12 protein-coding genes are annotated in these 15,578 nt (G+C 60.3%); 1 reads left to right on the forward strand and 11 read right to left on the reverse strand.

The window, feature by feature from the left end; all coding sequences use genetic code 11:
• Positions 1-201: 201 nt before the first annotated feature.
• From KGB25_RS10415 to KGB25_RS10445, 7 genes are all read right to left on the reverse strand, one after another.
• Positions 202-975 carry a DeoR/GlpR family DNA-binding transcription regulator gene (locus KGB25_RS10415; RefSeq protein ID WP_192226787.1) on the reverse strand — a complete coding sequence of 258 codons (774 nt, stop codon included), beginning with the start codon at positions 973-975 and terminating at the stop codon, positions 202-204.
• Positions 976-1,030: 55 nt separating this feature from the next.
• On the reverse strand, positions 1,031-2,032 hold the full coding sequence (gene pdxA / locus KGB25_RS10420; protein ID WP_192227011.1) for a 4-hydroxythreonine-4-phosphate dehydrogenase PdxA: 1,002 nt from the start codon (positions 2,030-2,032) through the stop codon (positions 1,031-1,033).
• A 5-nt stretch (positions 2,033-2,037) separates the two neighbouring features.
• A complete protein-coding gene (locus tag KGB25_RS10425; protein ID WP_207285603.1) occupies positions 2,038-3,318 on the reverse strand; it encodes a four-carbon acid sugar kinase family protein in 1,281 nt (426 codons plus the stop codon).
• Positions 3,315-4,328, reverse strand: a complete 1,014-nt coding sequence (locus KGB25_RS10430) for a 2-keto-3-deoxygluconate permease (RefSeq protein WP_223434902.1) — start codon at positions 4,326-4,328, stop codon at positions 3,315-3,317. The genes KGB25_RS10425 and KGB25_RS10430 overlap by 4 nt, the downstream gene beginning before the upstream one ends.
• A 286-nt stretch (positions 4,329-4,614) precedes the next feature.
• Positions 4,615-5,901 (reverse strand): OprD family porin, encoded by a 1,287-nt coding sequence (locus KGB25_RS10435; protein ID WP_192226780.1) that lies wholly within the window; start codon positions 5,899-5,901, stop codon positions 4,615-4,617.
• Between the two features lie 240 nt (positions 5,902-6,141).
• The gene (locus KGB25_RS10440; RefSeq protein WP_223434903.1) at positions 6,142-6,537 is read right to left on the reverse strand and encodes a nuclear transport factor 2 family protein; all 396 of its coding nucleotides are present in this window, start codon (positions 6,535-6,537) and stop codon (positions 6,142-6,144) included.
• 18 nt (positions 6,538-6,555) lie between these two features.
• On the reverse strand, positions 6,556-7,227 hold the full coding sequence (locus tag KGB25_RS10445; RefSeq protein ID WP_223434904.1) for a DsbA family protein: 672 nt from the start codon (positions 7,225-7,227) through the stop codon (positions 6,556-6,558).
• A gap of 258 nt (positions 7,228-7,485) precedes the next feature.
• On the opposite strand from KGB25_RS10445, the gene KGB25_RS10450 reads away from it, so the two are divergent.
• Positions 7,486-9,579, forward strand: a complete 2,094-nt coding sequence (locus KGB25_RS10450) for a TonB-dependent receptor (RefSeq protein ID WP_223434905.1) — start codon at positions 7,486-7,488, stop codon at positions 9,577-9,579.
• Between the two features lie 210 nt (positions 9,580-9,789).
• Here the strand turns inward: KGB25_RS10450 and KGB25_RS10455 are convergent, their stop codons facing one another.
• From KGB25_RS10455 to KGB25_RS10470, 4 genes are all read right to left on the reverse strand, one after another.
• A complete protein-coding gene (locus KGB25_RS10455; protein ID WP_008040104.1) occupies positions 9,790-10,005 on the reverse strand; it encodes a hypothetical protein in 216 nt (71 codons plus the stop codon).
• Positions 10,006-10,250: 245 nt separating this feature from the next.
• Positions 10,251-11,357, reverse strand: a complete 1,107-nt coding sequence (gene aguA, locus KGB25_RS10460; protein ID WP_223434906.1) for an agmatine deiminase — start codon at positions 11,355-11,357, stop codon at positions 10,251-10,253.
• Positions 11,358-11,361: 4 nt separating this feature from the next.
• Positions 11,362-12,240: an N-carbamoylputrescine amidase gene (aguB, locus tag KGB25_RS10465; RefSeq protein ID WP_223434907.1), complete on the reverse strand. Its 879-nt coding sequence runs from the start codon at positions 12,238-12,240 to the stop codon at positions 11,362-11,364.
• Positions 12,241-12,528: 288 nt separating this feature from the next.
• On the reverse strand, positions 12,529-15,441 hold the full coding sequence (locus tag KGB25_RS10470; protein ID WP_223434908.1) for an aminotransferase: 2,913 nt from the start codon (positions 15,439-15,441) through the stop codon (positions 12,529-12,531).
• Positions 15,442-15,578 lie beyond the last annotated feature (137 nt).

Consider the following 15,578-nt stretch of genomic DNA (forward strand, 5'->3'; position numbering starts at 1 on the left):
AAAGGTGGGGGCGGGAACATCATTAGTTACGTGGTGTAATGCATGACACCATAACGTGTCGCAATTTTTCACTTTTTGCGACACGTCTTGGAAACAGAATTCGCCGACAGAGCGGAGATCGCTTTTCGTAGGAGCCGGCTTGCCGGCGATGGCGATTACGAAGACGCCATCGCCAGCAAGCCGGCTCCTACAGTTCGGGGCTTAATCGACGATGACGGTTTCGACGGTGATTTGCTTGAGCGCGTGAAACGGTGCGAGAGCAGCTTCATCGGCGGTAGCCCCGGTAATCAACCGCCACTCCCGCTCAATCGGCGTCCAGTGCTGTTGCCGCGCACGGCCGAGTTTGTCGGTGTCGGCGAGTACCACAATCTGCGCCGCCCGTTTGATGATGCATTCCTTGAGATAGGCCTGCTGCGCGCTCGCCTCACACAATCCAAACTCCGCGACCACGCCGTCCGCGCCGAGGAAGGCTTTGTCGACGCTCAACCGGCTCAAGGTCAACTCCGCCAACGGCCCCAATGTGCTCATGCTCGAACCGCGCAAGTCGCCGCCGATCAGGGTAAGGCGAATACCCGGCGCATTGGCCAGGGTCATCACCGCCAGCAGGTTGTTGGTGACCACGTGCACGTCTTGTCGCGAGCACAGGTGATGGGCCAGCGCGGCGCAGGTGGTGCCGCCGTCGAGCAGGACGGTGTCGCCGTCCTGGACATGCGCCGCCGCCGCTTGGGCGATGGCGTCTTTCTGTTCCCACTGGCTGGTTTTGCGCTCTTCGAGCGAAGCTTCCGGTTCATGCACGCCGACCACGGCGGTGGCGCCGCCGTAGGTGCGCACCAAGTGCCGTTGTTTGGCGAGCATGGTCAGGTCGCGTCGCACCGTGGCTTCGGAAACGCCAAGGGCCGCGCTCAATTGCTCGACGTTGGCATCGCCGATGCGTACGAGGTCGAGGATGGCGCGGTGGCGTTCGGAGGCTTTCATGGCGGGTCTCGCACGGTGGACGGTGGTCGATCTTACACGACAGCGCCCCTGCGGCTCATCCCCGTCGCGTGGCCAGTTCCGCGCCCTGGCGCAGCGCTTCGAGCAGGCTGCGCTCATCGGCGATGCCTTTGCCGGCGATGTCGAATGCGGTGCCGTGGTCGACCGAGGTGCGGATCACGTCGAGGCCGACGGTGACGTTCACGCCCGCTTCCAGACCGAGCACCTTGACCGGGCCGTGACCCTGGTCGTGATACATCGCGACCACCAGATCGAAGTCGCCTCGTCCAGCGCGGAAGAACAGGGTGTCGGCCGGCAGCGGGCCAGTGACGTCTAGACCGCGTTCCTGCAACAGCTTCACCGCTGGGATGATTTTTTCTTCTTCTTCGCCATAACCGAACAGGCCGTTTTCACCGGCATGTGGATTGATCCCGCACACGCCGATGCGCGGGCGGGCGATGCCGGCCTTGATCAGCGTCGCGTTGCCGCGCTCGATGGTGCGCTGGACCAGGCCCGGCTCGATCTTGCGGATCGCATCGATGATGCCGATGTGCGTCGTGACGTGAATCACCCGCAGCTGCGGTGCCACCAGCATCATGGAAACTTCATCGACGTTGGTCAGGTGCGCGAGCATTTCGGTGTGGCCGGGGTATTTGTGGCCGCCGGCGTGCAGCGCTTCCTTGTTCAGCGGCGCGGTGCAGATCGCGTCAATCTGATTGGCCTGCGCCAGTTCGACGGCACGGGCGATGTATTGGTAAGCGGCGTCACCGGCGATGGGCGAGAGTTCGCCGAATGGCAGGTCGTCGGGGATCAGGTCGAGGTCGATGCAGTCGATCACGCCGGTCTCGTAGCGTGCCTCGGAAGCGTCCTTGATGCGGCGAATTTTGGCGCTGCCGCCGACGATCACATTGGCCTGTTCGAGACGACGCGCATCGCCAATCACCAGCGGTCGGCATTGTTGATAGACGATGTCGTGAGTCAGGCTCTTGACGACGATTTCCGGACCGACACCCGAGGCGTCGCCCATGGTGATGCCGATGATAGGGAGGTAATTGCTCATAGTGTTCATTCGAGTCCTTGGATTCGTGTGCGTTGGGGCGAGGAGCGATCGGCGCTGTCGCTCAGGTGTTGCCATGCCGCATACAAAGCGTGATCGGTGCCGAACGCGCCGGCCTTGGTCACGATGCCGGGACGATGGCCTTGTCGGGAAACAGTCGGGCGGGCGAAGGCAACGCCGGCCTCGATTTCGGTGATGAGTTGCAGGCTGTCGATGCCGACGGTGGTCAAAATGGCCCGGGCCGTCTCGCCGCCGGTGGCGATCAGGCCGCCGACCTTGGCGAAGTGCGGTTCGACCAGCACGGCCAACATGCTTGAAAGTTGCGCGCCCTCTTGCGGATCGAACGCGTCATCGCGGCCGATGCGCAGCAGCAGGTCGCTCCAGCCATCGAGTTGCTCGCCAATGCGCGCCTGCCAGGTTGCCCAATCTTCATGGGCGACGCCCTGGCGAAGGACCTCAGGAGGGACGACCAGTTCGCTGACACCGCCGCGCTCCTTGAGCAGCGCGCATTGCCGCTCGCAGACACCGGACAGGCTGCCGACGAGGATCAGAATCGGCGCCTGGTTTTTTTCCTGCGCGGTCGGTTCGATGGCCGTGAACCGTGTTTCTGAGAAATCCGGAAGGCTGGCGATTTCCCGCGCCAGGCCTCCCGAACCGATCCAGAACAGCGGCTGATCCATCGACGCAGTCAGGCGAGCGAGGGTCAGCAGATCGTCTTCGATTTGTGCATCGACGATCAGGGCCTGCGTGCCGCTGCGGGCGACTTCGGTGATGTGCTGCGCGAGCGCATTTTCGTTGCCGCGCAAAGTGTCGAGGTCCAGCTTCGCGGTACTCAGGCCGGCGGCGATGAGCATCGCTTCTACGTCAGCTGGGCGATCAGCGTTTTCGAGCTTCCAGGTATCGGTGGTTTCCAGCGGTTGACCGTTCACGAAGACCCGACCGCCGCGCAACGTGCGCCCCGTAGCAGGGAATGCCGGGGCAACGATCGCCAGGCCGGCCAAGGGTTGCAGGGCAGCGACTTCCGCTGCCCAGTTACCGCGCAAGGTCGAATCGATTTTCTTGTACAACCGCTGCCCAGGCTGATGCAGCGCCTTGAATGCAGCAACGGTACGCTCGGCAGCCTGCGCCGCAGAGAGGCGGCGAGTGTCCGTATCAGCAGCGATCACCTGAGCATCGGCCGAGTCGTTCAGCGGATCGAGCGTGACCACCGTTTGCAGCCCCACACTCGCAAAGCCGATGGCGCAATCCGCCGCGCCGGACAGATCATCGGCGATGATCAGAATCCTCATCGCAACGCCTCCTGCTTTTGAGGTTCGATCTCCTGCTCTGGGACGACGACGGGGTTGCGCTTTTGTACGCGCTTGGCGACGGCGGCAGTGAGTATCGGCGCAAGAATCGCGGTGACCACCACGCAGGCGGCTACCAATATGGTCGCGCTCTTGGCTGCTTCAGCGTAAACCGGATTGGCTGCCGCGATCAGCGCAGGAACGGCTGCGGCGTTCCCGGCGGTGGTAGCCGCAGCGACACCCGCGACGCCCGTGCCACCGGTCAAACGATCAGCGAAGAACAGTGGAATACCGGTCAACACGACCACCGCAACACCCATGCCGAGACCCAGCAAACCGGCCTGCCAGACGTTGTGCAGATCCAGACTTGCGCCCAGCGCCAAAGCGAAAAACGGGATCATCACCGGAACGGCCTTGGCCAGGAAGTCGCGCATGTCGCGGTCGAGATTGCCCAGCAACATGCCCAGCGCCAGCGGCAGGATGCTGCCCACCAGCGTCGGCCACGGGAACGCCGACAGGCCGGCGATGCCAAGGGTGACCATGGTCAGAAACGGGCCGGACTCCAGGGACATGACCGAGTAGGCACCGACGTCTTCGGAGCGACCGTACTGCCCCATCAGCGCCATGTACAAACCGCCGTTGGTGTCGTTCATCGCGGCGACCACCGCCAACGTCGAGATGCCGGCGAACAGGCCTGACGAAATCGGCTGCTCGCCCAGGAAATGCCCGAGCACGATACCGATGAGCACGGCGATGCCGACTTTGGTAATCAGCAGCGTGCCGCCCTTCTTCAGCAGGTAAGGCGTGGCCTTGATGTTGATGCTCGCGCCCATGCACACATAGAACACCGCGAGGATAGGCAACGCTCCGGTGAACAGCGCGTTGGTGAAGGAGCCGAAAAACTTGGGCGTATCAGGCATGAAGGTGGCGACCAGCGAACCGATCAGCAGGGGCACGATCATCATGCCGCCCGGAATGCGTTCTATGGTGCGCTTGATAGGAAATTGGGCCACGAGGGTCTCCTTTTATAATTGTGGGGTAAGACGTGTTTCACCTCGAAACTGACTGAACCGATCACAAGAGTGATTGAATCAGTCAAAATAATCTTATGCCACCCTTACAAATTGCGCAAATCAATCATTCTGGATGCTCGTTTTGATCATTTTGCGTCGGTAGTTGTTGAGCACCTGATGCGCTTGCCGCGACCTAGAGCCTCGCGCCGCCCACAAAAAAGCCCCGAACCAGTCGGGGCTTCTTCGTTCTCAGCCTCTAATCAGGCCTCGATACGGCAACCGATCATCAGAAAATGTTGATCGGGTAGTCGACGAACACACGTACTTCGTTGCCGCTGACGTTGTACTCACTCGACTTCTGCGAAACACGCAGGATCGAGCTGCGCAGTTTCACGCTCAGGTCTTTGGCCGGGCCGCTTTGCACGACGTACTTGAACTGGTTGAAGATTTCGCGCTCGGTACCGCCTTCGCTGGTGGAGGTGGTGATGTTGTCGCCGCGCACGTAAGCCACGTTGTAGCTCAGGCCCGGAACGCCGAACGTGCTGAAGTCCAGACCGTAGCCGACCTGCCAGCTGCGCTCGTCTTCAGCGTTGAAGTCGGACCAGTAGGAGTTCGCCAGGTAGATGGTGTTGCCACCGTCACCGACGCGACCTTGATCTTTCTGATAGCCGCCGTAGGCGTAGCCCAGGTTGCTGTCGCCGGTGCTGCGCTGGTGAGCGACGGTGAACGAGTGCGGGCCGGTGGCGAAGGTAGCTGCCAGGCTCCAGATTTTGTTGTCATCGCCGGTGGCACCGCTTTCGCGGACGTAGGAATCGTCCAGCTTGGTGCGGTAGCCGTTGAAGTCGAGGGTCAGGGACTGATCCTTGTCGATCGGGAACACGTAGTTGGCGTTCACGTATTGCTTCTTCAACACGTCTTCAACGTCGGACGCGTACACCGCCGCCTTGAACTGTTCGGTGAACTGGTAGCTACCACCCAATACGTTGATCGACTTCAGGCCACCGCTGTCACGGCCTTCCGCGCTTTTGCGCGATTCGGCGGTGAAACGACCGGCGTTCAGTTCCAGGCCTTTGATCTCCTTGGAGGTGATCAGCGTACCGGTATAGCTTTCCGGCAGCAGGCGCACGTTGTCGTAGCTCAACACCGGCAGAGCCGGCATCTGGTCACCGTAAGTCAGCGTGGTGCTGGAGAGACGGAATTTGACCGCTGCGCCGCCCTTCGACAGGTCGTCAGCCGCGTTGCCGCTGTCGCCCTTCTTGAAGAAGTCGATGCCTTGCGCGCCGGTGCGACCCTTGCCGCCATCCAGACGCAGTGCGTACAGACCGAACGCATCCACACCCACACCGACGGTGCCTTGGGTGAAACCGGACGAGAACGTGCCGATGGCCGCTTGGCCCCACTCGGCTTTGTCCGCACGACCGTCTTTGTAGTCACGATTGATGTAGGCATTGCGCAGCAGCACTTTGAGGCTGCTGTCTTCAACAAAACCCTTGGATTCGGCCTGGTCGTTAGCCATGGCCTGTGTCGCACTCAACATCCCCAGAGCGATCAGGCTGATTCGCTTATTCAACATTTTGTTCTTTTCCTTATTTCGGGTTGATACGCGCTGTGTCGAACGGCTGAAACGGCGCTATCGCACTCTTTTTTCACCCGAAAACAAAAAGGCCCGCCCACGATAAATCGCGGAGCGGGCCTTTTTATTTTTTTGAGTCATGGCGGTTAGCCACAGGCGTTGGGGCGAATCCTATCCGCGCCCTTAACCATGTGTCAATTTCATGAATCGTCTGTGATTAGGTGAAAATCGTCTAAGAAATTACTTGTCCACGATTGCCAGCTGCACGGTGTGGCTGTCGACGAATTGTTCAAAATGGGTAACTTTGCCATTGGCGATGGTCCACAAATGGGCGACGCGAGCATTCATCGAGCGGCCGGTGGCTTTGTAGACTCCGCTGTAATTGCCGTAGGCAAACACCTTGTCTCCCTGTGCGACGTAGTCCTCGATCTTCAGCTGAAAACCTTCCCATTCGGTGGCCAGACGCTTGAAGACATTCTCGACGATGGCGTCAAAACCAACGTAGGTGCCGGCGTAGGGAAAGCCTGCGGCTTCGGTCCAGCGAACGTCATCGGCCAGGGCTGCGGCGGTGTTGCGCGCATTTTCCTGGGAGTTGGCGCCTTCGTAGGTGCTTTTGATCAGGCTCAGGTTATCCATGAGAGGCTCCGGGAGAATTCAGTGGGCGCAGCCGTTGAGGCCGCAGGCTTGAAACTCGGATGTCGCGACGTCTGCGGGAAGCGATTGACTCAGCCATGCCGCGAAGGCTTGCGGCTTGCCCAGCCACGGGCTGATGTCGATCAACGTGAACTGGCCATCCTGCTCCAGGGCGAAGGTCGGGAAACCATGGCCGCCGACGCTGGCCAACAAGGCCCGGCTGGCTTTGATGTGGCGATCGGTGTCGGCGTTTTCAAACGCTGACAGGAAGGCTTCGGGCTCCAGGCCGATGTCATTGGCGAGTTCGATCAACACGGCTTCATCGGCGATACGCCGCCCTTCCACGTAATGCGCACTCTGCAAACGGCCCAACAACTCCAGCCCACGGCTAGCGATCTGCTGCGCCGCGAGCACGGCGGCAATCGGCGGAGCGGAATCGAACACCGCCGTTTCATCGCGCAGCAACCCTTCGAAATACGCTTCGCCGAATGGCTGACCGGTGTACTCGGCGATGCGCCGGTCGTGGGGCATCACGTAGTCACGCAAACGTGGCGAGACCGTCTGGCGGTTGGCGCCGGTCATCATGCCGCCGCCATGGGCAATCACCGGCAGAACGGCCTGAGCGGCTTGCACCAGTGGTTTTGCGCCGTAGCACCAGCCGCACAACGGGTCGTAAATGTAGTGAAGGATCATGGGAAGGCTCCGGCGATAAGGTAGGAAAAATCGATGCCGGCAGGTTAGCCCTGCGACAGTTTCTGAAAAACGCCGGAATGGCTTTCAGTCTGTTTCATGAATCGGTCGAATGCTGAAAATCCTTTCTGTAACAACTACGACACAAATTGAAACAATCAAACAAAGGAACTTCTCAGGAATAATTCACGAAAGTAAATAGCAAGCATTACCATTCGCACCCTTCACGATACTACCCAAAATCCTACGGATGCGTCCTTAATGCCTGCCCCTTTTCGTCTTACGCCCTTCAGTCTTGGGCTCTCTGCCTTGCTATCTGCCGGTTTTACCTACGCCGCGCCTACAACCCTGCCGGCTACTTCGATCAGCGCCGAAGCAGAGGCTGACGATCCACGTGTGAAAGAAACCAGCACAGCGACCCGCACGGCCACGCCGGTACGCTACGTGCCACAAGCCATCGACTCGATAAAAACCTCGAACGTCGTCGATTACGGGACCAACGATCTGGGCACGGCGCTGAGCGGAATGCCCAACGTCAGCAGCGGCGCCGACACCCGTTTCGACAGCTTGCGCATTCGCGGTTTCGACGCCAGCAACGACTTTTACCTGGACGGTATTCGGGACGACAGCCAGTACGTGCGCGACCTGCACAACATCGAGCGCATCGAAGTCCTCAAGGGGCCGGCGGCGGTGTTGTACGGCCGTGGCAGTCAGGGCGGGATCGTCAACCGGGTCAGCAAGTTGCCGGAATTCGGCCGCCGTTCGACCATCGAAGCCCAGGGCGGCAGCAACGATCTGCGCAGCCTTTACGCGGACCTGAGCACCGACCCCAGCGAGAACATCAGCCTGCGTCTGAACATGGGCAACATGGATCAGAACAGTTTCCGCGATGGTGTCAGCGGCAATCGCCAGTTGTTCGCGCCGTCGATGAGCTGGCAACTGACACCCGACCTGAACTGGTTGGTGCAGTACGAATACAGCCGCTACAACCGTACGCCGGATCGCGGAATTCCCGGTGTCAACGGACGCCCGGCCGATGTCGGACGGGATACGACCTACGGCAGCGATAACGATTTCATCGATGACAAGTCGCAATCCCTGCGCTCGAAACTCAGCTATGACATCAACGAGAACTGGCAGCTGCGTCAGACCTTGGGTGTGTTCAAGCTCAACAGCGATTTCGACAACACCTACCTGATCGGCTACACCCCGGCGACCAACTCGGTCACGCGCCAGCACTGGCAGCAGGACCTGAATACCCGCAACGTGTTTAACAACGTTGAGCTGGAGGGTGGTTTCGATACCTTTGGCCTTGAGCATCGATTGCTGACCGGCATCGAAATCGGCAGCCAGCGCCGCGACCCGATCCTGTACACCGCCGCCACGACCGGCCCCGGCAGTCGGCCCGTACCGGCGCTGAACCTGAACAACCCTAATCGCAATTTGCGTCACACCGGACGCATGCAGGTGTCCAGCGACAACCACACCGAAGTCGAAAGCCGTGCGGTGTACGTGCAGGACCAACTGCGCCTGAACGATGAATGGCAACTGTTGGGCGGTCTGCGTTACGACACCTTCGACATCGAATCGACCAACAACCTGCGGGACATTTCCGAGGACCGCGACAGCCACAGCACCAGCCCACGTGTAGGACTGGTCTGGACGCCACTGCAGAATCACTCCTTCTATGCGTCATGGACCAAGACCTTTTCCCCGGTGGGCGGTGGCTTGATCGGCATCACGCCTGGCGCTGCCGGCAACACCAACGACCTGAGCCCCGAGCTGACCAAGCAGAAGGAAATCGGCGTGAAGAGCGACTGGCTCGACGATCGCCTGAGCACCACGCTGGCGATCTACGAACTGGAGCTCTACAACCGTCGCACCAGCGATCCGCTCAACCCGACCATCACCTTGCTTACCGGTAAACAACGTTCCCGCGGGATCGAGCTGACCGGCACCGGCAAGATTGTCGGCAACTGGTACGTGCGCGGTGGCGTGGGCGTTCAGGACGCGACGGTCGAGAAGGACAACAACGGCTTTGAAGGCAAGCGCATCAGCAACGTCGCCAAGCACAACGGCAGCCTGTTCCTGACCTGGAAACCGGAAATGGGCTGGTACGCCGAAACCGGTTTGACCCTGGTGGGCCAGCGTTACGCCGACAACCTCAACACCACCGTGCTACCGGGTTATGGCCGTTGGGATGCGTTGGCCGGGTTCCGTCAGAAGGATTGGGATTTGCGTGCGGCGCTGAACAACATCAGCGACAAAACCTATTACTCGTCGGCCACCAGCGCGGCGCAGATTCAACCGGGTGAACCGCGCAGCGTGGTGGTGACCGGGACTTACAGCTTCTAAACACCAAAGATCCAGACATCAAACTACCTCCCTGTAGGAGCTGGCTTGCCAGCGATGAGGCCATAACATTCAACATTGATGCTGAATGAAAAACCGCCATCGCTGGCAAGCCAGCTCCTACAGGGGTCTGCGTAATGCCCACAAAACCATCGCCCATAAAAAAAGCGCCGCCCTCCCGGCAGCGCTTTTATCAATCCGTTGTTTTTCTTCTTATCCTTCCATCACATCCCACAACGCTTCCAGTTCCGCTTCGCTGAATAAACCAGCGGGGTAACGCTCGATCATCATCCGGCGCGGATCAGGTTCCCTGATCTGACGCGTTCCATTGGACTTCAACCAGTGCGCCAGAATCTGGAGCGAATCGCTGTTCTTTACTGCCAGGGGATGCAATGCCCGCTCGCTCACCACATTCATTTCGGCGTTCATTTCCGCGCTCTCTCCTGGTTTGTGAGCGGCTAACTTATCCAAGGTTTATGACAGAACATCGAAGTCCTCCCCCTCCCTGTCTACACCTGGTGAGATACAAGAGCTGTGCCAATGTGTCTGGATGGTCGACGAGCGGATACAAAAAAAGCCCGCAGTCCTGACGGGCTGCGGGCTTTCTGCGAGGCGTACGGGGAAAACGTTTGCCTGAGCGATTTAGCAATCAACTCAAGCTGTTACAACCCCACTCACTCCTTGTGCGGCGCGGGCTGTTGTTGGGTAAGGCAGTGGATGTTACCGCCTCCCAGTAACAGTTCGCGGCCCGGCACCATCACCACTTCGTGTTGCGGGAACAGGCTCTGCAAAATCTCTTTGGCCGGACCATCCAGCGGGTCGTCGAAACTTGGCGCGATGATGCCGCCGTTGACGATGAGAAAGTTCACGTAGGAACCAGCCAGACGCACGGTCGGATTGCGCTCCTGAGTTCCGTCCACCGGGTCGACACCGGCGCACTCTTCTTCGGTCGCATACAGCGGCCCCGGAATCGGCATCTTGTGCACCGTGAATGGGCGACCCTTGGCGTCGGTGCTGCTTTCCAGCACTTTCATCGCCGCCTGGCAGCGCGGGTAATTCGGGTCTTGCGGGTCGTCGGTCCAGGCCAGCAATACTTCGCCCGGACGCACGTAGCAGCAGAAGTTATCCACATGGCCGTCGGTTTCGTCGTTGAACAAACCGTCCGGCAGCCAGATGATTTTATCCACAGCCAGATTCGCGCTGAGCATCGCTTCAATTTCCGCACGGTTCATGTGCGGGTTGCGATTGCGGTTGAGCAGGCATTCTTCAGTGGTGATCAGCGTGCCTTCGCCATCCACGTGAATCGAACCGCCCTCGAGCACAAATCCCTCGGTGCGATAACGCGGGCTGCGCTCGATCTCGAGGATCTTGCCGCCGACCTGCGAGTCGCGGTTCCAAGGCGAATACAACCCGCCGTCAAAACCGCCCCAGGAGTTGAAATCCCAGTTCACGCCGCGGACTTCACCGCTGTTATTGATGACGAATGTCGGGCCGGTGTCGCGGACCCAGGCGTCGTCGCTGGACATTTCGACCACACGAATATTCGGCACATCGAGACGCGCCCGAGCGTTTTCGTATTGGCCGGCGGACACCGCCACGGTCACCGGTTCGAAACGCGCAATGGCCTTGGCCACCGCCACGTGTGCGGCTTGCGCCGGTTTGCCGCCCAGGCGCCAGTTGTCCGGACGCTCTGGCCAGATCATCCAGGCTTGGGTTTGCGCCGCCCACTCGGCGGGCATGTAGAAGCCGTCGGCGCGCGGGGTGCTGTTTAAAGTGGTCATGCGGTCAGGACTCCAGGGAACCGTCGAGGGTTTTGAGCGCATTGTATAGGTTCGGGCGGCGATCACGGAACGAGCCCCATGCGCTGCGGATGTGCTCCAGTTCGTCGAGGTCGAAACGATGAACCAATACGCCTTCTTCGGTTTTATTGAGTTCCTGAACCTTCTCGCCGAACTGGTTGGCGATGAACGACGAGCCGTAGAAGGTGATGTCGTACCCGTCCTGCTCCTCATTGCCGATGCGATTACTGGCGATCAGCGGCATCAGGTTGGCACCGGCATGGCCCTGTTGCACACGCTGCCAATGATCGCGGGACGAGATGGTCTTGTCGTGCGGCTCGCTGCCGATGGCGGTCGGGTAGAACAGAATTTCCGCACCCAGCAACGCCATGCTGCGCGCGCATTCCGGGAACCACTGATCCCAGCAGATGCCTACGCCGATTTTCGCGTAGCGGGTGTTCCAGACTTTGAAGCCGGTATCGCCCGGGTTGAAGTAATACTTTTCGTGATAGCCAGGGCCGTCTGGGATGTGGCTTTTACGATAAATCCCGAGGTTGGAGCCGTCGGCATCGATGATCGCAATGCTGTTGAAACGTGCGCGACCGGCCAGTTCGTAGAAGCTGATCGGCAGCACTACTTGCAGTTCTTTGGCGACTTTCTGGAAATGCTTGATGGCGACGTTGTCTTCAACCGTCGTGGCCAGTTGCAGGTAATCCGGGTTCGGCTTCTGGCAGAAGTACGGCGCCTCGAACAGTTCCTGGATCAGGATGATCTGCGCGCCTTTGGCCGCAGCCTCACGGACCAGCCTTTCAGCGGTTTCGAGGTTGGCTTCAAGGTCCCAGGAACAGGCCATCTGGGTGGCGGCGACGGTAACGATACGGCTCATGAATCATCTCCGGGCAAGTGCTGTGGGTCGAGTTTGGCATCGACCGATGACAGAAAGGGAAGCGCCTGGCGTGAAGAGACACGCCGCGGCAATGGCGACTTTATAGCCGATAAAAATCGGCTTTAAAAGCGATTAATCTTCCTTCTGTCGAAAACAACAGCACTAAAACCCGATAACAATCGGACTTAGTCACCCCCGCCACCTGTAGGAGCTGGCTTGCCAGCGATGGCGTCTTATCATTCAACATTTACGTCGACTGACCTGCCGCTATCGCCGGCAAGCCGGCTCCTACAGGTTTTCGTCAAGCACCTTCGCCAGCATGTCGACAAAGAAATCCACACTCTGGCGCGACGTAACCATCGGCGGTTTGATCTTGAGGACGTTCAGGAAATCACCGGTCGGCTGCATGAAAATCCCCAGCTCGCGCAACCGGTCACACAGCGCCGTCGTTTCCTCGGTCGCCGGTTCCAGCGTTTCGCGGTTGCGGATCAACTCGACGCCCAGATAAAAACCCGAACCGTGCACCGCGCCCACCAGCGGATGACTGTCGATCAGCGCCTCAAGACGCTCCTTGAAATACCCGCCCACGACCTGGGCGTTTTCCCAGAGTTTTTCCTCCTCCATCACATCCAGAACGGCCATGCCGATCTGGCAACTGACCGGGCTGCCCCCCGCCGACGAGAAGAAGTAGCCCTCGGCCTCCAGCGCTTCGGCGATTTCCCGACGGGTGATCACCGCGCCCAGCGGCTGGCCGTTACCCATGCCTTTGGCCATGGTGATGATGTCCGGCACCACACCCTGCTCTTCGAAGCCCCAGAAGAAATGGCCCATGCGGCCGTAACCCACCTGCACTTCGTCGGCGATGCACACACCGCCCTGTGCACGGACCATTGCATAGACCTGTTTCAGGTAACCCGGCGGCAGCGAAATACCACCGGCATTGCCATACACCGGTTCGCAGATGAAACCGGCCAGCGGGCGTTGCTGCGCCGCGATTTTCGCCAGGTTGTGTTCGACGCTGCGCACATAATCCGGCGCACTGTCCGGGCCACGGAATTCGCCGCGATAGGTGTTCGGCGCGGTTACCGGGTGCACCCAGTCGGGACGGCTGCTCAAGGCCTTGGGGTTGTCGGCGATCGAGGTCGAGATCGCGTCCGCGCCCACGGTCCAGCCGTGATACGCCTCCAGCACGCTGATGATGTCGCGACCGCCGCTGTAGGCCCACGCCAGACGGATCGCCAGGTCGTTGGCCTCGCTGCCGCTGTTGACCAGGAACACCCGGTCCATGCCCTCCGGCGACAGTTTCAGCAAGCGCTCGGAAAACTCGGCAACCGCTGCGTAGTTGAAGCGCGAGTTGGTGTTGAGCAGCGACCACTGACGACTGGCGACCGCGGCCATGCGCGGATGACCGTGGCCAAGCACCGCGACGTTGTTGAGCATGTCGAGGTAGGAGCGGCCCTGCATGTCGATCAAATGATTGCGCCAGCCACGCTCGATGCGCGGCGGGTCGACGTAATAGTGCTTCTGCGTTCGGGCGAAACTGGCGTCGCGGCGCGCCAGCAAAGTCTGCGAATCAAGCTCTGCCTCGGCATCGCACGCCAGCCCCAGCAACGCTGCCGGCGACGGGCACAACGCTTGCCAGGCGGCCGCGCGCGAAGGCGTGCAAAACAACGGCGCATCGAGCGCCGCGCTTCGGCACAACTGCACCCGCAACGGGCCGCTGACCGAACCCAACACCTGGCCTTTGACCAGTGCCGCACCGGTGTGCAGCGACGGTGTCACGCCCCACAGCCGCACGCTCAACTGCGGGCCGTCCAGTTGCAGCACGCCCGGCGCCGGTTGATGAACAACCCCGGCAAACGGCGATTCGACCGCAGTGCCATGAGGCACCCGCAGCTCGACGTGCAACGGGCAGGTGTCTGGTTCCGTCGCACTGTCCGGGCGTGTGCGGGACAAACGGTATTGTCCATAACGGCTCGCTGCCAAGCCGTGGGCCGCAGCCGCTTCGCTCAACAGACGCTGATCGATCCCCTCCTGTTCCCAGTTACCGGCCTCGAAATGCGGGCTCAATACGCCCAGATCGATCAAGGCAAATTCACGCCCGACCAGGCTCGGCAGCAGCGGTGCGAAGCCTTCGCTGCCGATGTCCGGCAGGCTGTGGCCGACCGAGGTGAGGATTGCCGCTTCCATCAACGCCAACGGCACCGACGTGGCCACGCGGAAAATCTCCCACTCATGGGTCAGGTTGTCGCGACTGTAGGCATTACCCGGGTCGATGCTGACCTGCTGCTCGCCGCTGAGCACCAGCACCGCCGCCCGCGCAACGATCAATGGCCACAGCGCCAGCAGCTCTTCGTGTTGCAACGGATTGACCGCGTGATAAGCCTGAACCGCCGGCAAAATGTAGAACGGATCGCCTCCGGCATGGTGCAGCAGCGCCGCGCAGGTCACCGACAAGTCGGTAATGCGCCACGTGCGGACCAGATCGCCAAAATCGATCACGCCCTGCAATTGCCACTGGCGTTGCGCATCGCGCTGCCAGACCGCGTTGTCGTCGGTGATGTCCATGTGAATGGCCTGTACCGGCAACTTCTTCACCAGCGGCTGCAAATGCCGCTCGGCCTGTTCGGCCACTTCGGCGACCAACGCGCGTTGTCGGTCATCTGCAATCACCGGCAGCAAATGCGCGATCAACGCATTCGCGTGGCGGGCGTCCCACTGAAGGGTGCGCTCAAGGCCCGCATGATCGAAAGCGGCCAGCGCCAGGTCCATTTCGCCGCAGAGTCGGCCGAAACCGGCCACCACGGATCCGGGCAGATGATCGAGATGTGTAAGCGACTGGCCCTCGATGTATTCGAGCAGGCGTACGTGCACCGCTTGCCCGTCGATTTCCAGTGACAGCAGGTCGGCGCCGCTTTGCGCGGCAATCACTCGCGGCACCGGCACACCGGAGTGTTCGGCCAGATGCTTGAGCCCGGCATGCTGGGCTTGCAGCTCCAGCACCGAATAGTCGCCCCGGCAGATTTTCAGGACGAAACGCCCATGCTTACTGTCAACGCGGAAGTTGAGGTCTTGCTGGCTGCCGAGCGCCTGCAGCTTTGCGCTCAGCCCGTAATGCCCCTCGAGCAGCTCAAGCGCTTGCTCCGCAGACACTTGCGGGCTGGGCAAACTGGCGCGATGAATCAACGTGGCGAGCGGCATACAACAACCCCTGAAATTTTATTAGGCGCTTATATCGCCACCGCATCGGTCGATAATCAACCCCCTGTTTACGCCACAAAACCCAAATTGCAGACACAACCCTCTTGCACCACCACTCTCCTGCCGACAAGCTATGA

Origin of the sequence: Pseudomonas sp. BF-RE-21 (assembly GCF_019947305.1) — a bacterium.
Lineage (GTDB): Bacteria > Pseudomonadota > Gammaproteobacteria > Pseudomonadales > Pseudomonadaceae > Aquipseudomonas > Aquipseudomonas migulae.

Bases quoted from the DNA above. Each gene is read 5' to 3' on its own strand.
- KGB25_RS10415 (WP_192226787.1), bottom strand. From the start codon at position 975: ATGAAAGCCTCCGAACGCCACCGCGCCATCCTCGACCTCGTACGCATC.
- pdxA (WP_192227011.1), bottom strand. From the start codon at position 2,032: ATGAGCAATTACCTCCCTATCATCGGCATCACCATGGGCGACGCCTCG.
- KGB25_RS10425 (WP_207285603.1), bottom strand. From the start codon at position 3,318: ATGAGGATTCTGATCATCGCCGATGATCTGTCCGGCGCGGCGGATTGC.
- KGB25_RS10435 (WP_192226780.1), bottom strand. From the start codon at position 5,901: ATGTTGAATAAGCGAATCAGCCTGATCGCTCTGGGGATGTTGAGTGCG.
- KGB25_RS10440 (WP_223434903.1), bottom strand. From the start codon at position 6,537: ATGGATAACCTGAGCCTGATCAAAAGCACCTACGAAGGCGCCAACTCC.
- KGB25_RS10445 (WP_223434904.1), bottom strand. From the start codon at position 7,227: ATGATCCTTCACTACATTTACGACCCGTTGTGCGGCTGGTGCTACGGC.
- KGB25_RS10450 (WP_223434905.1), top strand. From the start codon at position 7,486: ATGCCTGCCCCTTTTCGTCTTACGCCCTTCAGTCTTGGGCTCTCTGCC.
- KGB25_RS10455 (WP_008040104.1), bottom strand. From the start codon at position 10,005: ATGAACGCCGAAATGAATGTGGTGAGCGAGCGGGCATTGCATCCCCTG.
- aguA (WP_223434906.1), bottom strand. From the start codon at position 11,357: ATGACCACTTTAAACAGCACCCCGCGCGCCGACGGCTTCTACATGCCC.
- aguB (WP_223434907.1), bottom strand. From the start codon at position 12,240: ATGAGCCGTATCGTTACCGTCGCCGCCACCCAGATGGCCTGTTCCTGG.
- KGB25_RS10470 (WP_223434908.1), bottom strand. From the start codon at position 15,441: ATGCCGCTCGCCACGTTGATTCATCGCGCCAGTTTGCCCAGCCCGCAA.